The 16,728-nt window shown below is 29.7% G+C and carries 18 protein-coding genes; 8 read left to right on the top strand and 10 right to left on the bottom strand.

Translation table 11 applies throughout. From position 1 onward, the window contains the following. The first annotated feature begins 12 nt into the window (after positions 1–12). Positions 13–1,056 (top strand): WD40/YVTN/BNR-like repeat-containing protein, encoded by a 1,044-nt coding sequence (locus AC1XJX_RS01760; RefSeq protein WP_482002245.1) that lies wholly within the window; start codon positions 13–15, stop codon positions 1,054–1,056. Between the two features lie 27 nt (positions 1,057–1,083). Here AC1XJX_RS01760 and AC1XJX_RS01755 read toward each other — a convergent pair whose 3' ends face one another. From AC1XJX_RS01755 to AC1XJX_RS01725, 7 genes are all read right to left on the bottom strand, one after another. Continuing rightward, positions 1,084–1,530 carry a sensor of ECF-type sigma factor gene (locus tag AC1XJX_RS01755; RefSeq protein ID WP_482002244.1) on the bottom strand — a complete coding sequence of 149 codons (447 nt, stop codon included), beginning with the start codon at positions 1,528–1,530 and terminating at the stop codon, positions 1,084–1,086. A gap of 11 nt (positions 1,531–1,541) precedes the next feature. Then, positions 1,542–2,039, bottom strand: a complete 498-nt coding sequence (locus AC1XJX_RS01750) for a hypothetical protein (protein WP_482002243.1) — start codon at positions 2,037–2,039, stop codon at positions 1,542–1,544. A gap of 33 nt (positions 2,040–2,072) precedes the next feature. Then, the gene (locus tag AC1XJX_RS01745) at positions 2,073–2,615 is read right to left on the bottom strand and encodes an RNA polymerase sigma factor (RefSeq protein ID WP_482002242.1); all 543 of its coding nucleotides are present in this window, start codon (positions 2,613–2,615) and stop codon (positions 2,073–2,075) included. Between the two features lie 291 nt (positions 2,616–2,906). Beyond that, positions 2,907–4,766 carry an ABC transporter ATP-binding protein gene (locus AC1XJX_RS01740; RefSeq protein ID WP_482002241.1) on the bottom strand — a complete coding sequence of 620 codons (1,860 nt, stop codon included), beginning with the start codon at positions 4,764–4,766 and terminating at the stop codon, positions 2,907–2,909. A 79-nt stretch (positions 4,767–4,845) separates the two neighbouring features. After that, the gene (locus AC1XJX_RS01735; protein WP_482002240.1) at positions 4,846–6,576 is read right to left on the bottom strand and encodes a phospho-sugar mutase; all 1,731 of its coding nucleotides are present in this window, start codon (positions 6,574–6,576) and stop codon (positions 4,846–4,848) included. 86 nt (positions 6,577–6,662) lie between these two features. Continuing rightward, positions 6,663–7,613: a glycosyltransferase family 2 protein gene (locus AC1XJX_RS01730; protein WP_482002239.1), complete on the bottom strand. Its 951-nt coding sequence runs from the start codon at positions 7,611–7,613 to the stop codon at positions 6,663–6,665. Positions 7,614–7,658: 45 nt separating this feature from the next. Then, entirely contained in the window at positions 7,659–8,189 is a 531-nt protein-coding gene (locus AC1XJX_RS01725) for a DUF4199 domain-containing protein (RefSeq protein ID WP_482002238.1), read from the bottom strand. A 158-nt stretch (positions 8,190–8,347) separates the two neighbouring features. Here AC1XJX_RS01725 and AC1XJX_RS01720 point away from each other — a divergent pair, with 158 nt between their 5' ends. The 4 genes from AC1XJX_RS01720 to AC1XJX_RS01705 all read left to right on the top strand — a co-directional run bounded on the left by AC1XJX_RS01720 (position 8,348) and on the right by AC1XJX_RS01705 (position 10,660). Beyond that, positions 8,348–8,599 carry a type B 50S ribosomal protein L31 gene (locus AC1XJX_RS01720; protein WP_482002237.1) on the top strand — a complete coding sequence of 84 codons (252 nt, stop codon included), beginning with the start codon at positions 8,348–8,350 and terminating at the stop codon, positions 8,597–8,599. Between the two features lie 147 nt (positions 8,600–8,746). Beyond that, entirely contained in the window at positions 8,747–9,922 is a 1,176-nt protein-coding gene (locus AC1XJX_RS01715; RefSeq protein ID WP_482002236.1) for a GlmU family protein, read from the top strand. 102 nt (positions 9,923–10,024) lie between these two features. Beyond that, positions 10,025–10,246 (top strand): hypothetical protein, encoded by a 222-nt coding sequence (locus AC1XJX_RS01710; RefSeq protein ID WP_482002235.1) that lies wholly within the window; start codon positions 10,025–10,027, stop codon positions 10,244–10,246. A 36-nt stretch (positions 10,247–10,282) separates the two neighbouring features. After that, a complete protein-coding gene (locus AC1XJX_RS01705) occupies positions 10,283–10,660 on the top strand; it encodes a LamG domain-containing protein (protein WP_482002234.1) in 378 nt (125 codons plus the stop codon). 135 nt (positions 10,661–10,795) lie between these two features. On the opposite strand, the gene AC1XJX_RS01700 is transcribed toward AC1XJX_RS01705, so the two are convergent. Further along, a complete protein-coding gene (locus AC1XJX_RS01700) occupies positions 10,796–12,415 on the bottom strand; it encodes an ABC transporter substrate-binding protein (protein WP_482002233.1) in 1,620 nt (539 codons plus the stop codon). 88 nt (positions 12,416–12,503) lie between these two features. On the opposite strand from AC1XJX_RS01700, the gene mtaB reads away from it, so the two are divergent. After that, positions 12,504–13,829 (top strand): tRNA (N(6)-L-threonylcarbamoyladenosine(37)-C(2))-methylthiotransferase MtaB, encoded by a 1,326-nt coding sequence (gene mtaB, locus AC1XJX_RS01695; RefSeq protein ID WP_482002232.1) that lies wholly within the window; start codon positions 12,504–12,506, stop codon positions 13,827–13,829. Between the two features lie 55 nt (positions 13,830–13,884). Here the strand turns inward: mtaB and AC1XJX_RS01690 are convergent, their stop codons facing one another. After that, positions 13,885–14,181: an N-acetyltransferase gene (locus AC1XJX_RS01690; protein WP_482002231.1), complete on the bottom strand. Its 297-nt coding sequence runs from the start codon at positions 14,179–14,181 to the stop codon at positions 13,885–13,887. Between the two features lie 176 nt (positions 14,182–14,357). Here AC1XJX_RS01690 and AC1XJX_RS01685 point away from each other — a divergent pair, with 176 nt between their 5' ends. Both AC1XJX_RS01685 and AC1XJX_RS01680 read left to right on the top strand, forming a co-directional pair. Beyond that, positions 14,358–15,023: an alpha/beta hydrolase gene (locus tag AC1XJX_RS01685; RefSeq protein ID WP_482002230.1), complete on the top strand. Its 666-nt coding sequence runs from the start codon at positions 14,358–14,360 to the stop codon at positions 15,021–15,023. 35 nt (positions 15,024–15,058) lie between these two features. After that, positions 15,059–15,985 (top strand): lytic transglycosylase domain-containing protein, encoded by a 927-nt coding sequence (locus AC1XJX_RS01680; RefSeq protein ID WP_482002229.1) that lies wholly within the window; start codon positions 15,059–15,061, stop codon positions 15,983–15,985. Between the two features lie 8 nt (positions 15,986–15,993). Here the strand turns inward: AC1XJX_RS01680 and AC1XJX_RS01675 are convergent, their stop codons facing one another. Further along, entirely contained in the window at positions 15,994–16,569 is a 576-nt protein-coding gene (locus tag AC1XJX_RS01675; protein ID WP_482002228.1) for a tetratricopeptide repeat protein, read from the bottom strand. Positions 16,570–16,728 lie beyond the last annotated feature (159 nt).

Raw genomic sequence — 16,728 nt, 5'->3', positions numbered from 1 at the left:
AATTTGAAATTAATGAAACAGTTTAGCGTAATAATTTTGTCATTTGTGTTTTTGTTTTCTTGTGGAAAAAAGAAAGTGTTTAAACCAAGACTTATTACTAAAGTTGAAATTGAAACGCTTTTGGAAGATTCTTTACTGAGTATTAGAGCCATTGAAATTCTTAATGATAAAAGTCTAGCATTTGCTGCTAACGATGGTGCATTTGGATTGTCTAATTCTAGAACGGGGTTATGGCAAAAATCATTTCAAAAATATGATAGCTTAAATATACATTTTAGAGCAGTGGCTCATACAAGTAAAGATTTTTTTATGCTAAGTGTTGATACTCCAGCTTTACTATATAAAACAGGTAGTGATGGAAAAATGGAAGTCGTTTATAAAGAAGATGGGATTGGTGTTTTTTACGATTCCATGAATTTTTGGAATGATGAAGAAGGCATTGCTATAGGTGACTCAAATAATGGTTGTTTAAGTGTAATTATTACTCGAGATGGCGGAGAAAGTTGGACTAAACTTTCTTGTGATGCTTTACCAAAAGGAATTGAAAACGAAGGTGCTTTTGCTGCCAGCAACACTAATATTGCTATAGTTGGAGATAAAACTTGGATAGCAACAAATACAGGACGAGTTTATTATTCGCATAATAAAGGAAACAGTTGGGAAGTTTTTGATACCCCAATTGTTAAAGAAAAGGAAACTGAAGGCATATATTCTATTGATTTTTACGATGCACTTAATGGGTTTGCTATTGGTGGCGATTATACAAAACCTGATGATAATAGTGCCAATAAAATAAAATCTACAGATGGCGGAAAAACATGGCAATTAGTTTCTCAAAACAAAAATCTAGGTTATAGAAGTTGTGTGCAATACATTCCAAATAGAGAAGGGAAGGAGTTGGTTGCTATTGGTTTTAAAGGTATTGATTACAGTAATGATGCTGGAGAAACTTGGAAGCACTTAAGTGATGAAGGTTTTTATACGATTCGGTTTTTAAATGATAGTATTGCTTATGCCGCAGGTCTAAAACGTATATCAAAACTTATTTTCAGATAAAAAAAGGGAGCTTTTTAGCTCCTTTTTTTAATTATCTTTTCTACCTTGCTCGCGCCATTTTTTAAATTGTTCAAAAAGTTTTTTGTTAAAATCTTCTTCAGCCTGTTTTAATAAAATGATTTTTTTTGGAGATATAACTTTTTTCAATTTAGCTATCAAGTCTATATCTAAATTATGTAGTTTATTTTCAGCATCCATAAGCTTATTTAAAAGCTCATTAGCTTTTTCATCAGATAAAGTAACAGTATTACTTTTAAATTCTTTATTTATACTTCTGATCTCTGAGTGTTTAATTTTTAAATAATTATCATCAAAATCATTATAAATAGGCCAGAATTTTTGGGCTTCTTGTTGAGTTAAATTAAGTCTTTCGGTAATAAACGAAACTTTAAGAGCCTTAATTTTATCTCTTCGAGATTGAGAAAATAGACTTAAACAGGTAAAAAGTAATAATATTATAGTAATTTTTTTCATAATTATTTTTTTTAGTCAACCATTAGGCTTTCAATATCAATATGATTAACAATGTATGATTCAATATTTTCTTCATTAAAATTATAATCTATAAAATTCTCTTCTGTAAGCTCTTCTAATGTTAGTAAGTTGGCAATTTCATAAGAGTCAACACCTTCATTGATAATATAATTCTCAGCTGTTTCAATATCTAAACTATCAAAAGTAATATTTCTTTCAAAAATAGATAGGTTGAATAATAGTAAAATAGCTGCAGCAATACTAGAAGCATAAACAAAATTCTTTCGATTAAAAAGTGAAATAACTTTAATATTTTCTTTTTCTGAAACTTTATCTAAAATTTTGTATTCAAGTGTTTCTAAATAGTTTTTGGGAATTTTAAAGCCTGATCTATCTGATAGTTCTTTAATTTTTATAGAACTTAATAAAACATCATCAAAATTTTCAAAGTAATCTTTAGGAACTTTAAATCCAGCTTCTTTAATGTTATTTAATTTATTTTGTTTCATCTTAGTATTAAGACTTATATTTTTGTTAAAGGTTTAATTTTTAGTTAAATAAGCTTCAATTTTTTTTATGGCGATATGGTAAGATGCTTTTAAAGCACCTTCACTGGTTTCTAAAATATCTGACATATCCTTGTATTTTAGTTCTTGAAAATATTTCATATTGAAAACTAATTGCTGTTTTTCTGGCAAAGTAGCTATTGCTTTTTGTAATTTAAGTTGAATAACATCACCTTCAAAATAAACATCTGTAGCTAAATTATTAATAGCGAATAGTTTCATTTCTTCATTAGAAGTTTGCAATCTTTTAGCATTTTTATTAATGAATGTTAGAGATTCATTAGTGGCAATTCGATACATCCAAGAGTATAATTTACTATCTCCCTTAAAATTATGAATATTTCTGAAAACTTTTATGAAAGTGTTTTGTAAGACATCGTCTGTATCATCATGAGATTTTACAATATTACGTATGTGCCAGTACAAAGGTTCTTTATATTGCGTTATTAACGCTTTAAATCCCTTGTCTTTTTGATTCTCAGATTTTAATTGTTCTAATAATTTAGCTTCTTCAATCACAAAAACACTTTGCTAATTAGACTATTAAATTTACTAAAAGTTTAAAGTCTATTTTTTTTAAATAACTTAAAAATATAACTTATTTAAAATCAGTTATTTAAATAATTTTATATCGACAAAATACATTTAAAATCGACAAAATACATTTTTTTCTTGTATAAACTTAAAATTTAATTTAAATTTGTATCAGAAACCTACTTATGTGGTTAGTCTTCCCCAAGTCTAACTGTGAATAAAAAAAAGGATAGAAGCCCAAATCTCTATCCTTTTTTATATTTGTAATAGTTTGTTTTACTCAAAACTTTGCATATCAACAAGTTTTTTATAAACACCGTTTTTAGCAATTAAATCTATGTGTTTACCTTGTTCTACAATTTCTCCTTTATTTAAAACTACAATTTCGTCTGCGTTTTGAATAGTAGATAATCTATGTGCAATTACAATAGAAGTTCTATTTTTCATCATGTTTTCAAGTGCTACTTGTACTAAGCGTTCACTTTCTGTATCTAATGCAGAAGTTGCTTCATCTAAAACCATTATAGGAGGGTTTTTTAAAACGGCTCTGGCAATACTTAAACGTTGTTTTTGACCACCAGATAGTTTGTTTCCGGAATCACCAATATTGGTTTCTATACCATTTGGTAAATCTTTAACAAATTCCCATGCATTTGCAATCTTTAAAGCTTCAATAATAGCTTCATCAGTTGCATTACAATCACCCAGTTTTAAGTTGTTTTTTATACTATCGTTAAATAAAATGGCATCTTGAGTTACGATACCTAATTGATTTCTTAAAGATGAAACAGTTAATTCTCTAATGTCAATGTCATCAATTAGAATGGAACCTTCATTCACATCATAAAAACGAGTAATAAGATTAGCAATAGTAGATTTCCCACTACCAGATTGCCCTACTAAGGCTACTTTTTTTCCTTTCGGAATTGTTAGTGAAAAATCTTTTAAAATAAAATCATCTTGATATTTAAATGATATGTTATTAAATTTTATTTCTGAATCAAAGTTCGATTTAATAATTGCGTTTTCTTTGTCTTTAAGTGGATTAGGAGTATCAATAATTTCTTGAACTCTTTCAGCGGCTGCATTACCTTGTTTAATATTATAGAGTCCACGAGATATTGCTTTTGCAGGAGTTAAAATATAATAAGCCAAACCCATATAGACTAAAAAAGAACTTGCATCCAAACCACCAGAACTTCCTTCTTTTAATACTAGTTGACCACCATACCATAATAAAATAGCAATTACAAAAATACCAAGAACCTCACTAGCAGGTGACGCCAAGTTTTGACGATTCATTAATTTATTTGAAAAATTATAAAAACGAGTAGATGATTCTTGAAACTTAGTATCAAATTTTTCTTCTGCATTAAAGCCTTTTATGATTCTTAATCCAGTTAGTGTTTCTTCTAAAGTTGATAGAATAACACCCTGTTCTTGTTGTACACGATCAGATTTTCTTTTTAAACTTTTACCTATTCTAGAAATGATTAAGCCAGTAATTGGTATAAAAACGAAAACAAAAAGTGTTAGACTTGGGCTTAAATAAACCATGGCTATTATTGTGAAAATAATAGTTAAAGGTTCTCTGATAATAAGCTCCAAAACAGGAAGCATGGAGTATTGTAGCGTTGAAACATCGTTTGTAACCCTAGCCATAATATCGCCTTTCTTTTGCTCAGAAAAGTACGACAGGGGTAACTCAACCGTTTTTCTATAAACCGCATTTCTGAGATCTCTAACAACACCATTTCTTAAAAAAACCATAAAATAGTTAGCTAGGTAACCAAATAAATTTTTAAGTAAAAAAGCAACAACTATAAGTCCAACAACAAATACCAAAGCTTTAGACTTATCTCCTCCTGTAAATTCGTACATTTGGTAAGCGAGCATATCTTTTAAAAAATCAGCTAATTTTAAAAAACCTTGATATTCAGGTTTTAAAGGAGTATTGTTTAATACTTCGTTTCCAAGTTTGTCAACATTTTTGACAAAAATAACATCTAACATAGGTTTTAATGCTATCATGGATAAGGTACTAAATAAGGCAAACAATACATTAGATATAATATGCCCAATAGCATAACTTTTATAAGGTCTTGCGTATTTTAAAATATTTACAAACTGATTCATTAAATAAGAATTGTCTATTTATAAAACATGCTTTTATGGAATCCATAAAAGCATGCAAATTTACTAAAAGTTAATAGTATTAAATAAGTTTCATATCTTTTAATATGGCATCTGCTTTGGCATCTAGTTGTATTTCAGTGTTTTTGAAATTTTCAACAGCATCTAAAGTGCTATTCACACTCACATAAAACTTTATTTTTGGCTCTGTACCACTTGGTCTTAAAGCTACTTGACTACCATCTTCTAAATAATATATAATAACATTAGATTTTGGAATGTTTATATTAGTTTTTTTGCCAGTAATTAAATTGTTTGATACAGATAGATCATAATCTTCTATTTTAACAACCTTAGCCCCGTTTACTATTTTAAGTGGATTTTCTCGCGCATTCGTCATCATTTGTTTTATTTCTTGTGCGCCTTCAATACCTTTTTTTGTTAAAGAAACTAATTTTTCTTTAAAGCATCCATGTTCTACATATAGTTTAAGTAATTCCTTGTAAAAAGAACTTCCATTAGATTTTGCTATAGCTGCAATTTCGCACGCTAATAATGTTGATGTTACAGCATCTTTATCTCTTACAAAATCGCCAACCATAAAACCAAAACTTTCTTCACCACCACCTATAAAATCAAGTTCTGGAAAATCTTTAATAAGTTTTGCAATCCATTTAAAACCTGTTAAAACTATTTTGTTATCTACTTTATATGAATCTGCCAATTTGTTAAGCATTGGAGTAGAAACTATAGTAGTAGCAATAAATTCTTTACCTTTAATTTTACCTTTAGCTTTCCATTGTTTTAATAAGAAATCAGTCATCATTAACATGGTTTGATTTCCATTAAGTAATTGGAGCTCGTTTTGGTTATTACGAACAGCAACTCCTAATCTATCACAATCAGGATCCGTTCCAATTACGATATCCGCATTTACTTTTTCAGCAAGTTCTAGTGCCATTTTTAATGCAGCAGGTTCTTCAGGGTTTGGAGAAGCTACCGTTGGAAAATCACCATTTGGCTCTTCTTGTTCTTTAACAATATGTACATTTTTAAAACCAGCACGTTTTAAAGTTTCAGGAACAGCTGTAATTGAGGTTCCGTGTAATGATGTAAAAACAATTTTTAAATCATCTTTTGCTGCTTGACTAGCACCAACGCTTCCATTTTTTACTGCGGCTTCAATAAAAACATCATCAACATCTTTCCCAATGTAATGAATTAAGCTATTATTTGCTTCAAATCTAATATCTGAATAATTTAAAACATTAATCATATTAATTATTTCTCCATCTTGAGGTGGTACTAATTGTCCACCATCTTGCCAGTATACTTTATATCCATTGTATTCTGGTGGGTTATGAGAAGCTGTTAAAACAATACCACAATGACAGTTTAAATGTTTAACTGCGAATGATAATTCTGGAGTTGGTCTTAAATCTTCAAATAAATATACTTCAATACCATTAGCAGAAAATACATCAGCAACTACTTTTGCAAGCGATTTACTGTTGTGTCTGCAATCGTATGCAATTACAGCTCTTGGTGTTTGATTTGGGAATTGTTTATGTAAATATTGGCTTAAGCCTTGGGTGCTTTTACCTAGCGTATATTTATTAATACGATTAGTACCTACTCCCATAACACCACGCATGCCTCCAGTTCCAAACTCTAAGTCTTTATAAAAGCTTTCTTGAATATCAGTTGGATTATTAGCAATGCTATTTTTAATTTTTTCTTGAGTATCGTTGTCAAAAACAGGCGTCAACCATGTGTTAATCCTATCTAAAATTTTTGGTTCGATGTGTATCATAGTGCTTTAAAATATTAACCAAAAGTAAACAATTGCATTAAAACAGCTTTTAAAATTGCCATCATTTTGGATGAAATGGCGTTATTTCAGTTTAAATTGATTTCATCCTTAACTAAATAGCGTTTTTTATCTGTTCGGTTTCTTAAAATTATTTCCCCAAGGAATCCAGCAACAAAAAATTGCGTACCAATAATCATTGTTGATAGTGCTATAAAGAATTGTGGACGCTGGGTTATTAACCTACCTGTTGGGTTTAAAAATAATTTATCAATACCTAAATATAAAGAAAAACCAAATCCAATAGCAAACATAATAACGCCTAAAGCACCAAATAAATGCATAGGGCGTTTACCAAAACGTGATAAAAACCAAATTGTGATTAAATCTAGAAAACCATGAACAAAACGGTTCATGCCAAATTTAGTTTCACCGTATTTTCTTGCTTGATGCAATACAACCTTTTCACCAATTTTAGTAAAACCGGCATTTTTAGAGAGAAGTGGGATGTATCGATGCATTTCCCCATTGACATCAATATTTTTTACAACATCAATATGGTATGCTTTAAGCCCACAGTTAAAATCATGTAATTTTACACCAGATGTTTTTCTTGCAGCCCAATTAAAAAGTTTAGAAGGTAGATTTTTTGAAATAATAGAATCATAACGTTTCTTTTTCCAACCAGACACCAAATCGAATCCATCATTTACAATCATATTATAAAGTTCTGGAATCTCATCAGGATTATCTTGTAAATCTGCATCCATTGTTATTATAACATTGCCTTTGGCTTTTTCAAAACCTGCATGAAGAGCTTGCGATTTACCATAATTTTTTAAAAAACGAATGCCTTTAACTTGGTCATTTTTTTTAGAAAGTTGTTTGATGGTTTGCCAAGAATTGTCGGTACTACCATCGTCAATAAAGATAATTTCATATGAAAAGTGATTGGATTGCATAACTTTTGCAATCCAATCATGTAATTCCGTTAAAGAATCTTGTTCGTTAAGTAGTGGTATGACTACTGATATATTCATTTAAATATTTTCAAAATATAATATTTCAAAAATACTAAATTTATGCTATGCTTCGTCTGGGTTATTTTTTTTAATAACCAATGCTGCAATAAGACCTACAATGATATAACCAATAAGTTGAAAAGCTAATGATTTTAGTACCTGTCCAATAGCAAACATGTTTTCTTGCGCTTCAAATTCTTCTAATGCTTTAGCTATAGCCTCTTCGGGTGCACCAAAATTTTGCATCATTTCAGCTTGACTATCTATAATTTTCTCCTTTAGGGTAACAGCAGCTTCTGGATCCACAAAGTTGTAAATTACGATAGTTACAAAAGTGCTTACAACTAAACCTAAAGCTACAGTAATAAAAAATGAAGTAAAAGCTAGTTTAAAGCTTATGAATCCACCTTGTAAAGCTTTAGATTTCATTGCTGACACAATTCCAAAAACAATAATTAGTATTAACATACTAATACCAAACCACCATTTTGTTAATAAATCTAGATTAACATATCCGATAACACCTAGTAATGCTAAAATAACACCTAAATACAAGCCCCAATTTGTAGCTAACGATTTCATTGATTTTTCCATAATATTCTATATAATTTGATTAGTTTTATTGTTAGTAAATAAAGATAGTAAAACGTTACAAATATTTACAAAAATAAAAATTAATAAAACTATTGTGAGTTTCTAAAAAATAAGTAAATTTGCACTTCTAAAATTGAAAAGAATTAAAGCATTTAGCGATGAGAAAAGGTATACATCCAGAAAATTATAGAATAGTAGCTTTTAAAGATATGTCTAATGAAGATGTGTTTTTAACAAAATCTACTGCAGTTACTAACGAAACTCTTGAAGTAGATGGTGTTGAGTATCCATTAATTAAAATGGAGATTTCAAGAACATCTCATCCATACTACACAGGTAAATCTAAATTAGTAGATACTGCTGGTCGTATTGATAAATTCAAAAATAAATATTCTAAATTTAAAAAATAATTTAGATATATATCATACTAAAAAGCCTTTCAATTTTGAAAGGCTTTTTTTATTATACTCAATTCATCTATTTTTGTTTAAATAATAAGCTTTAAGAAAATGTAAATTAATACTTTTAATTTTTTGGCTTTTAACCTTTAATCACACATGAATTATATACTTTTTGATGGACCATCTCGCAACAATTTATTGCCGTTTACATTTACAAGACCGGTTGCAGAAATTCGTGTAGGCATTTTAACCATAAGAGAAAAATGGGAAGTTTTTTTAGGTACTACAACAACTACGGTAACAGAAGATTATTTGTCAGAAAAATATCCGATGGTTGAAATAGATGATAATGTTATGATAAACGCATCTTTTTTACCAAATTTGGAGTTGGTTGAAATGGTTAAAGATTTAAAAGAAAATCAAGCCATTTTTAGAGAAGAAGATGTGATAGCTTTTTATACCAAAGAAACTCAAGAAGATATCGATTTCAAAAGTTTTGAAGCTATAGAGTTTGCAGACGAGATTATTAAAATTGAGAATACATGGGATATTTTTTCCAAGAATGGAGAAGCCATTCAAGAAGATTTTAATTTAATAACAGCAAATAGAAAATCCCAGCCTATTCCATCAAGTAATAATATAATTGCTGCAGAAAATATTTTTATTGAAGAAGGCGCAAAGCTTGAATTTACTACGCTTAATGCTAGTAAGGGGCCCATTTACATAGGAAAAAATGCAGAAATAATGGAAGGTTCTATTATTCGTGGTCCTTTTGCTTTATGCGAGCATGCTACCGTGAAATTAGGAGCTAAAATTTATGGGCCAACCACTGTTGGACCTTACAGTAAAGTAGGAGGAGAGGTTAATAACTCTGTTATTTTTGCATATTCTAATAAAGGGCATGATGGCTTTTTAGGTAATTCTGTTTTAGGAGAATGGTGTAATTTAGGTGCAGATACTAATAATTCTAATCTAAAAAATAATTATGCCGAAGTTCGTTTATGGGATTATAATACCGAAGGTTTTGCTAAAACGGGTTTACAGTTTTGCGGACTTATGATGGGTGATCATAGTAAATGTGGTATCAATACCATGTTTAACACAGGCACAGTAGTTGGAGTTAGTGCTAATATCTTTGGTAGTGGCTTCCCAAGAAATTTTGTACCTAGTTTTAGTTGGGGTGGGCATGCTGGTTTTACTACTTTTTTAACAAATAAAGCTTTTGAAGTTGCTGAGGTTGTAATGAGTAGAAGAGGTATTGGATTAACGCAACAAGACAAGGATATTCTTGAACATATTTTTGATGAGACCAAAAAGTTTAGAAGAGATTAAATCTCCAAATTAGTTTCAATAAAATTTATAAACTCATCTTTCCTACGGCTAGAAATTACGGATGGAGAATTAACAACATCAATCAATGTAGAAATAACGCTTTTGGATGTTCCTGGACCAGAAAATGGCTTGTTGGCTTATTACCCCTTTAATTCAAATATGTTTGATGGCTCTGGAAACAATCACAACGTTATGAATGTCTCTAGTACTGGTCTAAATGTCGTTGCTAACAGGTTTGGAAAGTTAAATGCCGCTTTTCAATTTGACAATGGGTATATGTCCATACCTTCATTTGGAACCAATATTGATAATTTTACTATTTGAGCTAGGGTATATCACGATTCTAATTTATCAAATTTAATGGGCGACCAAACTATTGTTGCTAAGGCAGGAACGGGTAGAGAGTATGTTATGAAATTATTGAACAGAAAAGCCAGTGCGCATTTTTACAATCCAACATATTACCACGTAACCTCAGATAACGATTTACCCTCAAATACATGGTTTCATTACGCTTTAAAAGTCGAGAATACGGTTTGGAGCATTTATATTAATGGTGTTTTGGTAAAGTCTGTCTCGCAACCAGCCAATATAAATTGGGGTGCTAATAATATAGTTATTGGTGCGTTAACGGCATCAGGAACCGAAAGATTCTTTGGTAAATTAGATGATTTACTTTTTTATGGAAGGGCTTTAACTAATAACGAGATTCTTGCTATTGCCAATAATTTATATTGATAATGGAAAAGTTTATAGATAAAAATAAGTTAGAACTGTTTTTGTTCTTTTTTTATTCCTTGCTACTAGCAGCTTTTTATATGCTGATTAATTTATAGCACGGTTTCTTAGGTTGATTAAAAATTGGAGAAGTTTTTATAGCTTCTTCACTTTTTTTAAATCCAACATATTTATTGGATTGATGCCTAAACCTTTTACGTTTTTTTGAGTAAAACGTACCACTTCATCGTAGTATAATGGAACCATAATAGCATGATCCATAGCTAAAGAATCTATGGTTGTATATAAATGTTTTCTTTTTTCAATATCAGTAATAGAGAAGGCTTTGTTGTACAAGCTATCTACAATTTTGTTTTTAAAGTGGAAATAATTCGAGCCATTTGGGGCAAAATTTTTACTGTAAAAAATCGATAAATAATTTTCGGCATCTAAATAATCTGCAATCCAAGAGCTTCTAAACATATCTACTTTTCCATTTGAACGAGCTGATCTTAATGTTGCTTCAGGCATGACATCAATATTAATTGTTAAACCAGTTTTTTCAAGTTCTCTCTGAATAAATTCGCAAAAACTCAAATAATTGCTGGTGGTAGTTAACGTGATTTCCGGATTAGAAATACCGCTTTCTTTTTTAAATTGTTCAACAAGTTCTTTTGCTTTATTTGGTTGATAGGTAAAACCAATAGCTTCGTTATATCCAGCCAAACCTTCAGGGATAAAGCCGCCATTTGCAGGATTTCCAATACCATTTCTTAAATAAATCATCATTTTTTTTCTATCAAAACCATAATTAATAGCTTTTCTGATAAGTTCTGACTGTATTTCTTGTGTTTTTGAATCCAGATAAAACCCTAAATATTCTGTGTTTAAGTAAGGTCCTCTAATCATATTTATCGATTTTGAGTAGGATTCTCTAAGCGATCCTTTTGCAGTTAATAATTCATCTTTATAAGAGGAATCTAAACTGTTTAAAAAATCTAAATTTCCTTGAATAAATTGCAGAAACTCACTTTGCTTATCTGGCAAAAAAGTAATAGCAACTGCTTCTAAATAAGGTATTTGACTTCCGTTTTCATCAGTTTCAAAATAATTTTCATTTCTTCTAAAAACCATTTTTATGTTTTCTTCCCAACGTTTAAATTTAAAAGGTCCAGTTCCAATAGGGTGTGCTCTAAAATCTGTCCCATAATATTCAACAACTTCTTTAGGAACTACAGAGCAATATTTCATGGTAAGAAGCCCAATAAAAGCCGGAAAAGGTTGACTTAGTTCTATTTGGAAAGTGCTGTCGTTTACAGCCGAAAAGGCTTTAACTTTATTTAAAACCCAACTACCTGGCGCGGCTAATTTTTTGTCTCTTAAACGGTTTAAACTAAACTCAAAATCTTTAGCAGTAACGTTTCTTGTAGAATCTTTACCAAATAAAGGGTGTTTATGAAAATAAACATCTTTTCTTAATGAAAATTCATAAAAAATTCCATCTTCAGATATGCTCCAATCTTTAGCTATACATGGTAAAATATTTAAATCGCTATCTAGTTGTACCAATCCATTAAACAATTGATTACAAACAGAATTATCTTGAAGGGTTCTGGAAAAAGCTGGATCTAAAGTGTTGATATTCGCATATTCATTGTAACGAAAAACTAAAAGGTCTTTGTTTTTATTGATGTTATAATTACATGATAAGAATAAAAATAGAACACAACTAATTGATAAATAGCTAATTAATTGTTTTGAAATAGGTTTTATCATCTAACTTATTAGTTGTAAATTTGCAATATTTTAATGGGTAAAGATAAATTTTATTAAATCTTGAAGCAAATTCAAGATTGCAATTATAATGAAAAAGAAAGTCGCATTTTATACTTTAGGTTGTAAACTTAATTTTTCGGAAACTTCAACTATTGCAAGAGGTTTTACCGATGAAGGGTTTGATCGTGCAGATTTTGCTGAAAAAGCAGATATCTATGTAATTAATACGTGCTCAGTTACAGAAAATGCAGATAAGCGTTTTAAATCTATTGTAAAGCAAGCGCAACAAGCTAATCCTGATGCTTTTGTAGCGGCTGTAGGTTGCTATGCCCAGTTAAAACCTCAAGAATTAGCAGATGTTAATGGAGTGGATTTAGTGCTTGGTGCTACTGAAAAGTTTAAAATAACAGATTATATAAACGACCTTTCTAAAAATGATTTTGGAGAAGTTCATTCCTGTGAAATTGAAGAGGCAGATTTTTATGTTGGTAGTTATTCTATTGGTGATAGAACACGTGCTTTTTTAAAAGTTCAAGATGGATGTGATTATAAATGTACTTACTGTACCATTCCTTTAGCTAGAGGTATTTCACGTAGCGATACCATGTTTAATGTTATCAATAATGCCAAGGAAATTTCAGCTCAAAATATCAAAGAAATTGTATTAACAGGCGTTAATATTGGCGATTATGGTAAAGGCGAGTTTGGTAATAAAAAACACGAACATACTTTTTTAGATTTGGTAACCGAATTAGATAAGATTGATGGGATTGAACGTTTACGAATTTCATCCATAGAACCTAATTTATTGAAAAATGAAACCATTGATTTGGTTTCAAAATCTAGAGCTTTTGTACCACATTTTCATATACCTCTTCAATCTGGAAGCAACGAGATTCTTAAAAAAATGAAACGCCGTTATATGCGTGAGTTGTATGTTGATCGTGTTTCAAAAATTAAGCAAGTTATGCCACATGCTTGTATTGGTATTGATGTTATTGTAGGTTTTCCAGGAGAGACAGATGAGCATTTTTTAGAGACCTATAATTTTATAACCGATTTGGATATTTCATATTTGCACGTTTTTACTTACTCTGAGCGTGATAATACTGAAGCTGCTAATATGGAAGGTGTTGTGCCAAAAAATGTTAGAAGCAAACGTAGTAAAATGCTTCGTGGTTTATCGGTTAAAAAGCGTCGAGCATTTTATGAAAACCAATTAGAAACCAAAAGAACGGTTTTATTTGAGGGTGAGAATAAGGAAGGCTACATACATGGTTTTACTGAAAATTATGTAAAAGTTAAATCTGCTTGGAATCCAGAATTAGTAAATACGCTTCACGAAGTTATATTAACTAAAATTGATGATGATGGTTTGGTACGATTTGATTTTGTGAAAGAATTAGTATCATAAAAAAAATCCGAAAACTTTTAGATTTTCGGACCCTCTATTTTTAATATTTTCTATTCTATATTCTAACACCTACAGGAAGCATACGCTTATATTTTCTATTCCCTCTTACAAATTTAGCTATTTCAGGACTCGTTGGTACAATACTAAGGTTACGTTCATTAATCTGATCAAAAACTGCCGCTAAAAATTCTTTTTTAAAATTTTCGTCCTTAATTTCTTCTGGGATAATTAATTTGGTTAAAAAAATCTTTCTTTCTTGTAAAGAGTATTCAATTTTTGCTAAATGGTCATCAATTTTTAATTCAAATTGGCGTAAAAAATCGTTGTCAATAAGTTCAGCTACATCAACCATAGTTTATTTTTTAAATTATTTGGAATCATAAAAATAGTGAAGACTATTTTCTATAAGTTTGTGATGCAAAAGTACAAAAAAAAACAATACCATTAGTTAGTTTTTAAGTTAATCTCTTCTAAAATAAACTATTAGAAATTAGTTTTTAATTAAATTACAAATAGTATTTATAAAAAATGAACAAAGAAATTATCCATGTATACTTTATGCCAGGTATGGCAGCGAGTTCAAAAATATTTGAGTATATAAAATTACCAAAAAATCAATTTAAAATTCATTTATTAGAATGGTTAATACCCATTAGCAATGAAAATTTAAGTGATTATGCACTTAGGATTTCTAAAAATATAAAACACAAAAATAGTGTATTGCTTGGTGTTTCTTTTGGAGGTGTTTTAGTACAGGAAATAAGTAAGCATATTAATGTTGAAAAACTCATTATAGTTTCTAGTGTTAAATCTATAAAAGAGCTTCCAAAAAAAATGTTACTAGCTAGGACTACAAAAGCTTATAAATTGATACCAACGCAATTATTAAGCAATATTGATTTTTTTGCAAAATATGCTTTTGGTGCAAATGTAACTAAGCGTTTAGAACTATATAAAAAATATTTATCTATAAATGATAGTAAATATTTAGATTGGGCCATTGAAAATATGGTTTGTTGGAGTCAGAAAGATTATAACCCTAAAATCATACATATTCATGGCGATAATGATGTTGTATTTCCTATAAAAAATATTTCAAATTGTATTACTATAACAGGCGGAACACATATTATGATTATTAATAAATACAAATGGTTTAATGAGAATTTGCCAAAGATTATTTTAAACAACTAACTGATTTTTTCATATATTTATAAAAACTTTTTAGAATGAAGACATTACAAAAAGCCCTGGCGTTTGTGGGATTATTAAGTTTATGCACCCTATTTATTTATGCCCTACAAGAAGCTCCAACAGATGAAAATTTTGAAAAAAAATTAATTAACGATTATAATGTTTATGCTATACAAGTTCCTGCTGATTTAAATTTTGCAGATGAAGCTATGCCTCTCAAAAATTTAGATATTTTAGAGCGTATGGATAGAGAACTATTAGTTAACACCTATTGGCAATCTAATGGATTATTAATGTTTAAAAGAGCTAAAAAGTATTTCCCAATAATTGAACCCATATTAAAAAAACATAATATACCCGACGATTTTAAGTACTTAGCTGTTATTGAAAGTGGTTTAACAAATGCGGTTTCTCCTGCAGGAGCAAGAGGTGTTTGGCAAATCATGCCTGCAACAGGTAGAGAAAATGGTTTAGAAGTTAACGATAATGTAGATGAGCGTTATCATTTGGAGAAATCTACAGAAGTAGCATGTAAATATTTGCTAAAATCTAAGGAAGAATTAGGGTCTTGGACGTTAGCTGCTGCAGCTTATAATGCTGGAACTGCGGGAATTTCAAGAAAATTAAAAGAACAAAACGTAACAGATTATTATGATTTGTTATTAGGAGAAGAAACAGGGCGTTATCTTTTTAGAATTGTTGCCTTAAAAGAGATTTTGAATAACCCAACTAAGTATGGTTTTAATTTTAGAGAAAAAGATTTGTATAGTAACGTACCTACTTTTAAAGTTGAAGTTGATACCGCTGTTTCAGATTTTTCTGAGTTTGCTCAAAACTATAACATTAACTATAAGATATTAAAACTACATAACCCTTGGTTACGCGAGCCTCACTTAAATAACAAGTCTAAGAAATTATATCAAATTGAAATACCAGAAAAGGGGTACTACGATGTACAATAAAGCATTACTTAACCTCTTCTTTTTTGAGCTCTTAATGATCCGCCACTACCGTAATGCTGATTAGGAATTTGAGAACGCTTCATGTTTTCCTTCATCATTTTAATTTGATCTGTTAACATACCTTGCTTATCAAGCTTTTGTGCTTCTTGAAGTAATTTTTCAGCTTCTATTTTTCTGCGTTTAGAAAAAGCAATTCCTGATAAGTTTAACTTAGCCATTGCTAAATCATGATCCATTGATAAACCTAAAGAAATAGCTTTTTTGAAATATTTTTCGGCTTCATTCATATTGCTTTGAGAAACCATAATACCATGTAAATAATTAAAATACCCCTGTTGTTTAATTACTAATGCAGATTCTGGATTTTTAATTTTGTTTAGCCATTTTTTAGCACCTTCAAAATCTTGCTTTCTAAGTCTTAAAAATGCCAATAAAATAAATTCATTTTTGAAATAAAGGAATATGAACATTAATGATAATAATATAAACATGATACCATTCCCTATATTGCCTTCAGTAAATTGAAATACAGCAAGGGCAATAATTCCTGCAGCGATTATTAGTTTTATAATTTTATTGTACATATTTATTTTGTTTGAAGTAAAAAAAGATTGTTTTGTAATAAATTGAATCGTTATTTGATGTTTTTAGCTGCAAAGAAACTAAATTTTTATGAAAAACAACCTATTGAGAATTGATAAAAAAAACGGCTTAGTCCAAATAAATAAAGGTATGACAAGGCT

This window comes from Flaviramulus sp., from assembly GCF_982512915.1.
This window is presented reverse-complemented; position numbering and strand designations above follow the sequence as displayed.

Bases quoted from the DNA above. Each gene is read 5' to 3' on its own strand.
- AC1XJX_RS01760 (WP_482002245.1), top strand. From the start codon at position 13: ATGAAACAGTTTAGCGTAATAATTTTGTCATTTGTGTTTTTGTTTTCT.
- AC1XJX_RS01755 (WP_482002244.1), bottom strand. From the start codon at position 1,530: ATGAAAAAAATTACTATAATATTATTACTTTTTACCTGTTTAAGTCTA.
- AC1XJX_RS01750 (WP_482002243.1), bottom strand. From the start codon at position 2,039: ATGAAACAAAATAAATTAAATAACATTAAAGAAGCTGGATTTAAAGTT.
- AC1XJX_RS01740 (WP_482002241.1), bottom strand. From the start codon at position 4,766: ATGAATCAGTTTGTAAATATTTTAAAATACGCAAGACCTTATAAAAGT.
- AC1XJX_RS01735 (WP_482002240.1), bottom strand. From the start codon at position 6,576: ATGATACACATCGAACCAAAAATTTTAGATAGGATTAACACATGGTTG.
- AC1XJX_RS01730 (WP_482002239.1), bottom strand. From the start codon at position 7,613: ATGAATATATCAGTAGTCATACCACTACTTAACGAACAAGATTCTTTA.
- AC1XJX_RS01725 (WP_482002238.1), bottom strand. From the start codon at position 8,189: ATGGAAAAATCAATGAAATCGTTAGCTACAAATTGGGGCTTGTATTTA.
- AC1XJX_RS01720 (WP_482002237.1), top strand. From the start codon at position 8,348: ATGAGAAAAGGTATACATCCAGAAAATTATAGAATAGTAGCTTTTAAA.
- AC1XJX_RS01715 (WP_482002236.1), top strand. From the start codon at position 8,747: ATGAATTATATACTTTTTGATGGACCATCTCGCAACAATTTATTGCCG.
- AC1XJX_RS01705 (WP_482002234.1), top strand. From the start codon at position 10,283: ATGGGCGACCAAACTATTGTTGCTAAGGCAGGAACGGGTAGAGAGTAT.
- AC1XJX_RS01700 (WP_482002233.1), bottom strand. From the start codon at position 12,415: ATGATAAAACCTATTTCAAAACAATTAATTAGCTATTTATCAATTAGT.
- mtaB (WP_482002232.1), top strand. From the start codon at position 12,504: ATGAAAAAGAAAGTCGCATTTTATACTTTAGGTTGTAAACTTAATTTT.
- AC1XJX_RS01690 (WP_482002231.1), bottom strand. From the start codon at position 14,181: ATGGTTGATGTAGCTGAACTTATTGACAACGATTTTTTACGCCAATTT.
- AC1XJX_RS01685 (WP_482002230.1), top strand. From the start codon at position 14,358: ATGAACAAAGAAATTATCCATGTATACTTTATGCCAGGTATGGCAGCG.
- AC1XJX_RS01680 (WP_482002229.1), top strand. From the start codon at position 15,059: ATGAAGACATTACAAAAAGCCCTGGCGTTTGTGGGATTATTAAGTTTA.
- AC1XJX_RS01675 (WP_482002228.1), bottom strand. From the start codon at position 16,569: ATGTACAATAAAATTATAAAACTAATAATCGCTGCAGGAATTATTGCC.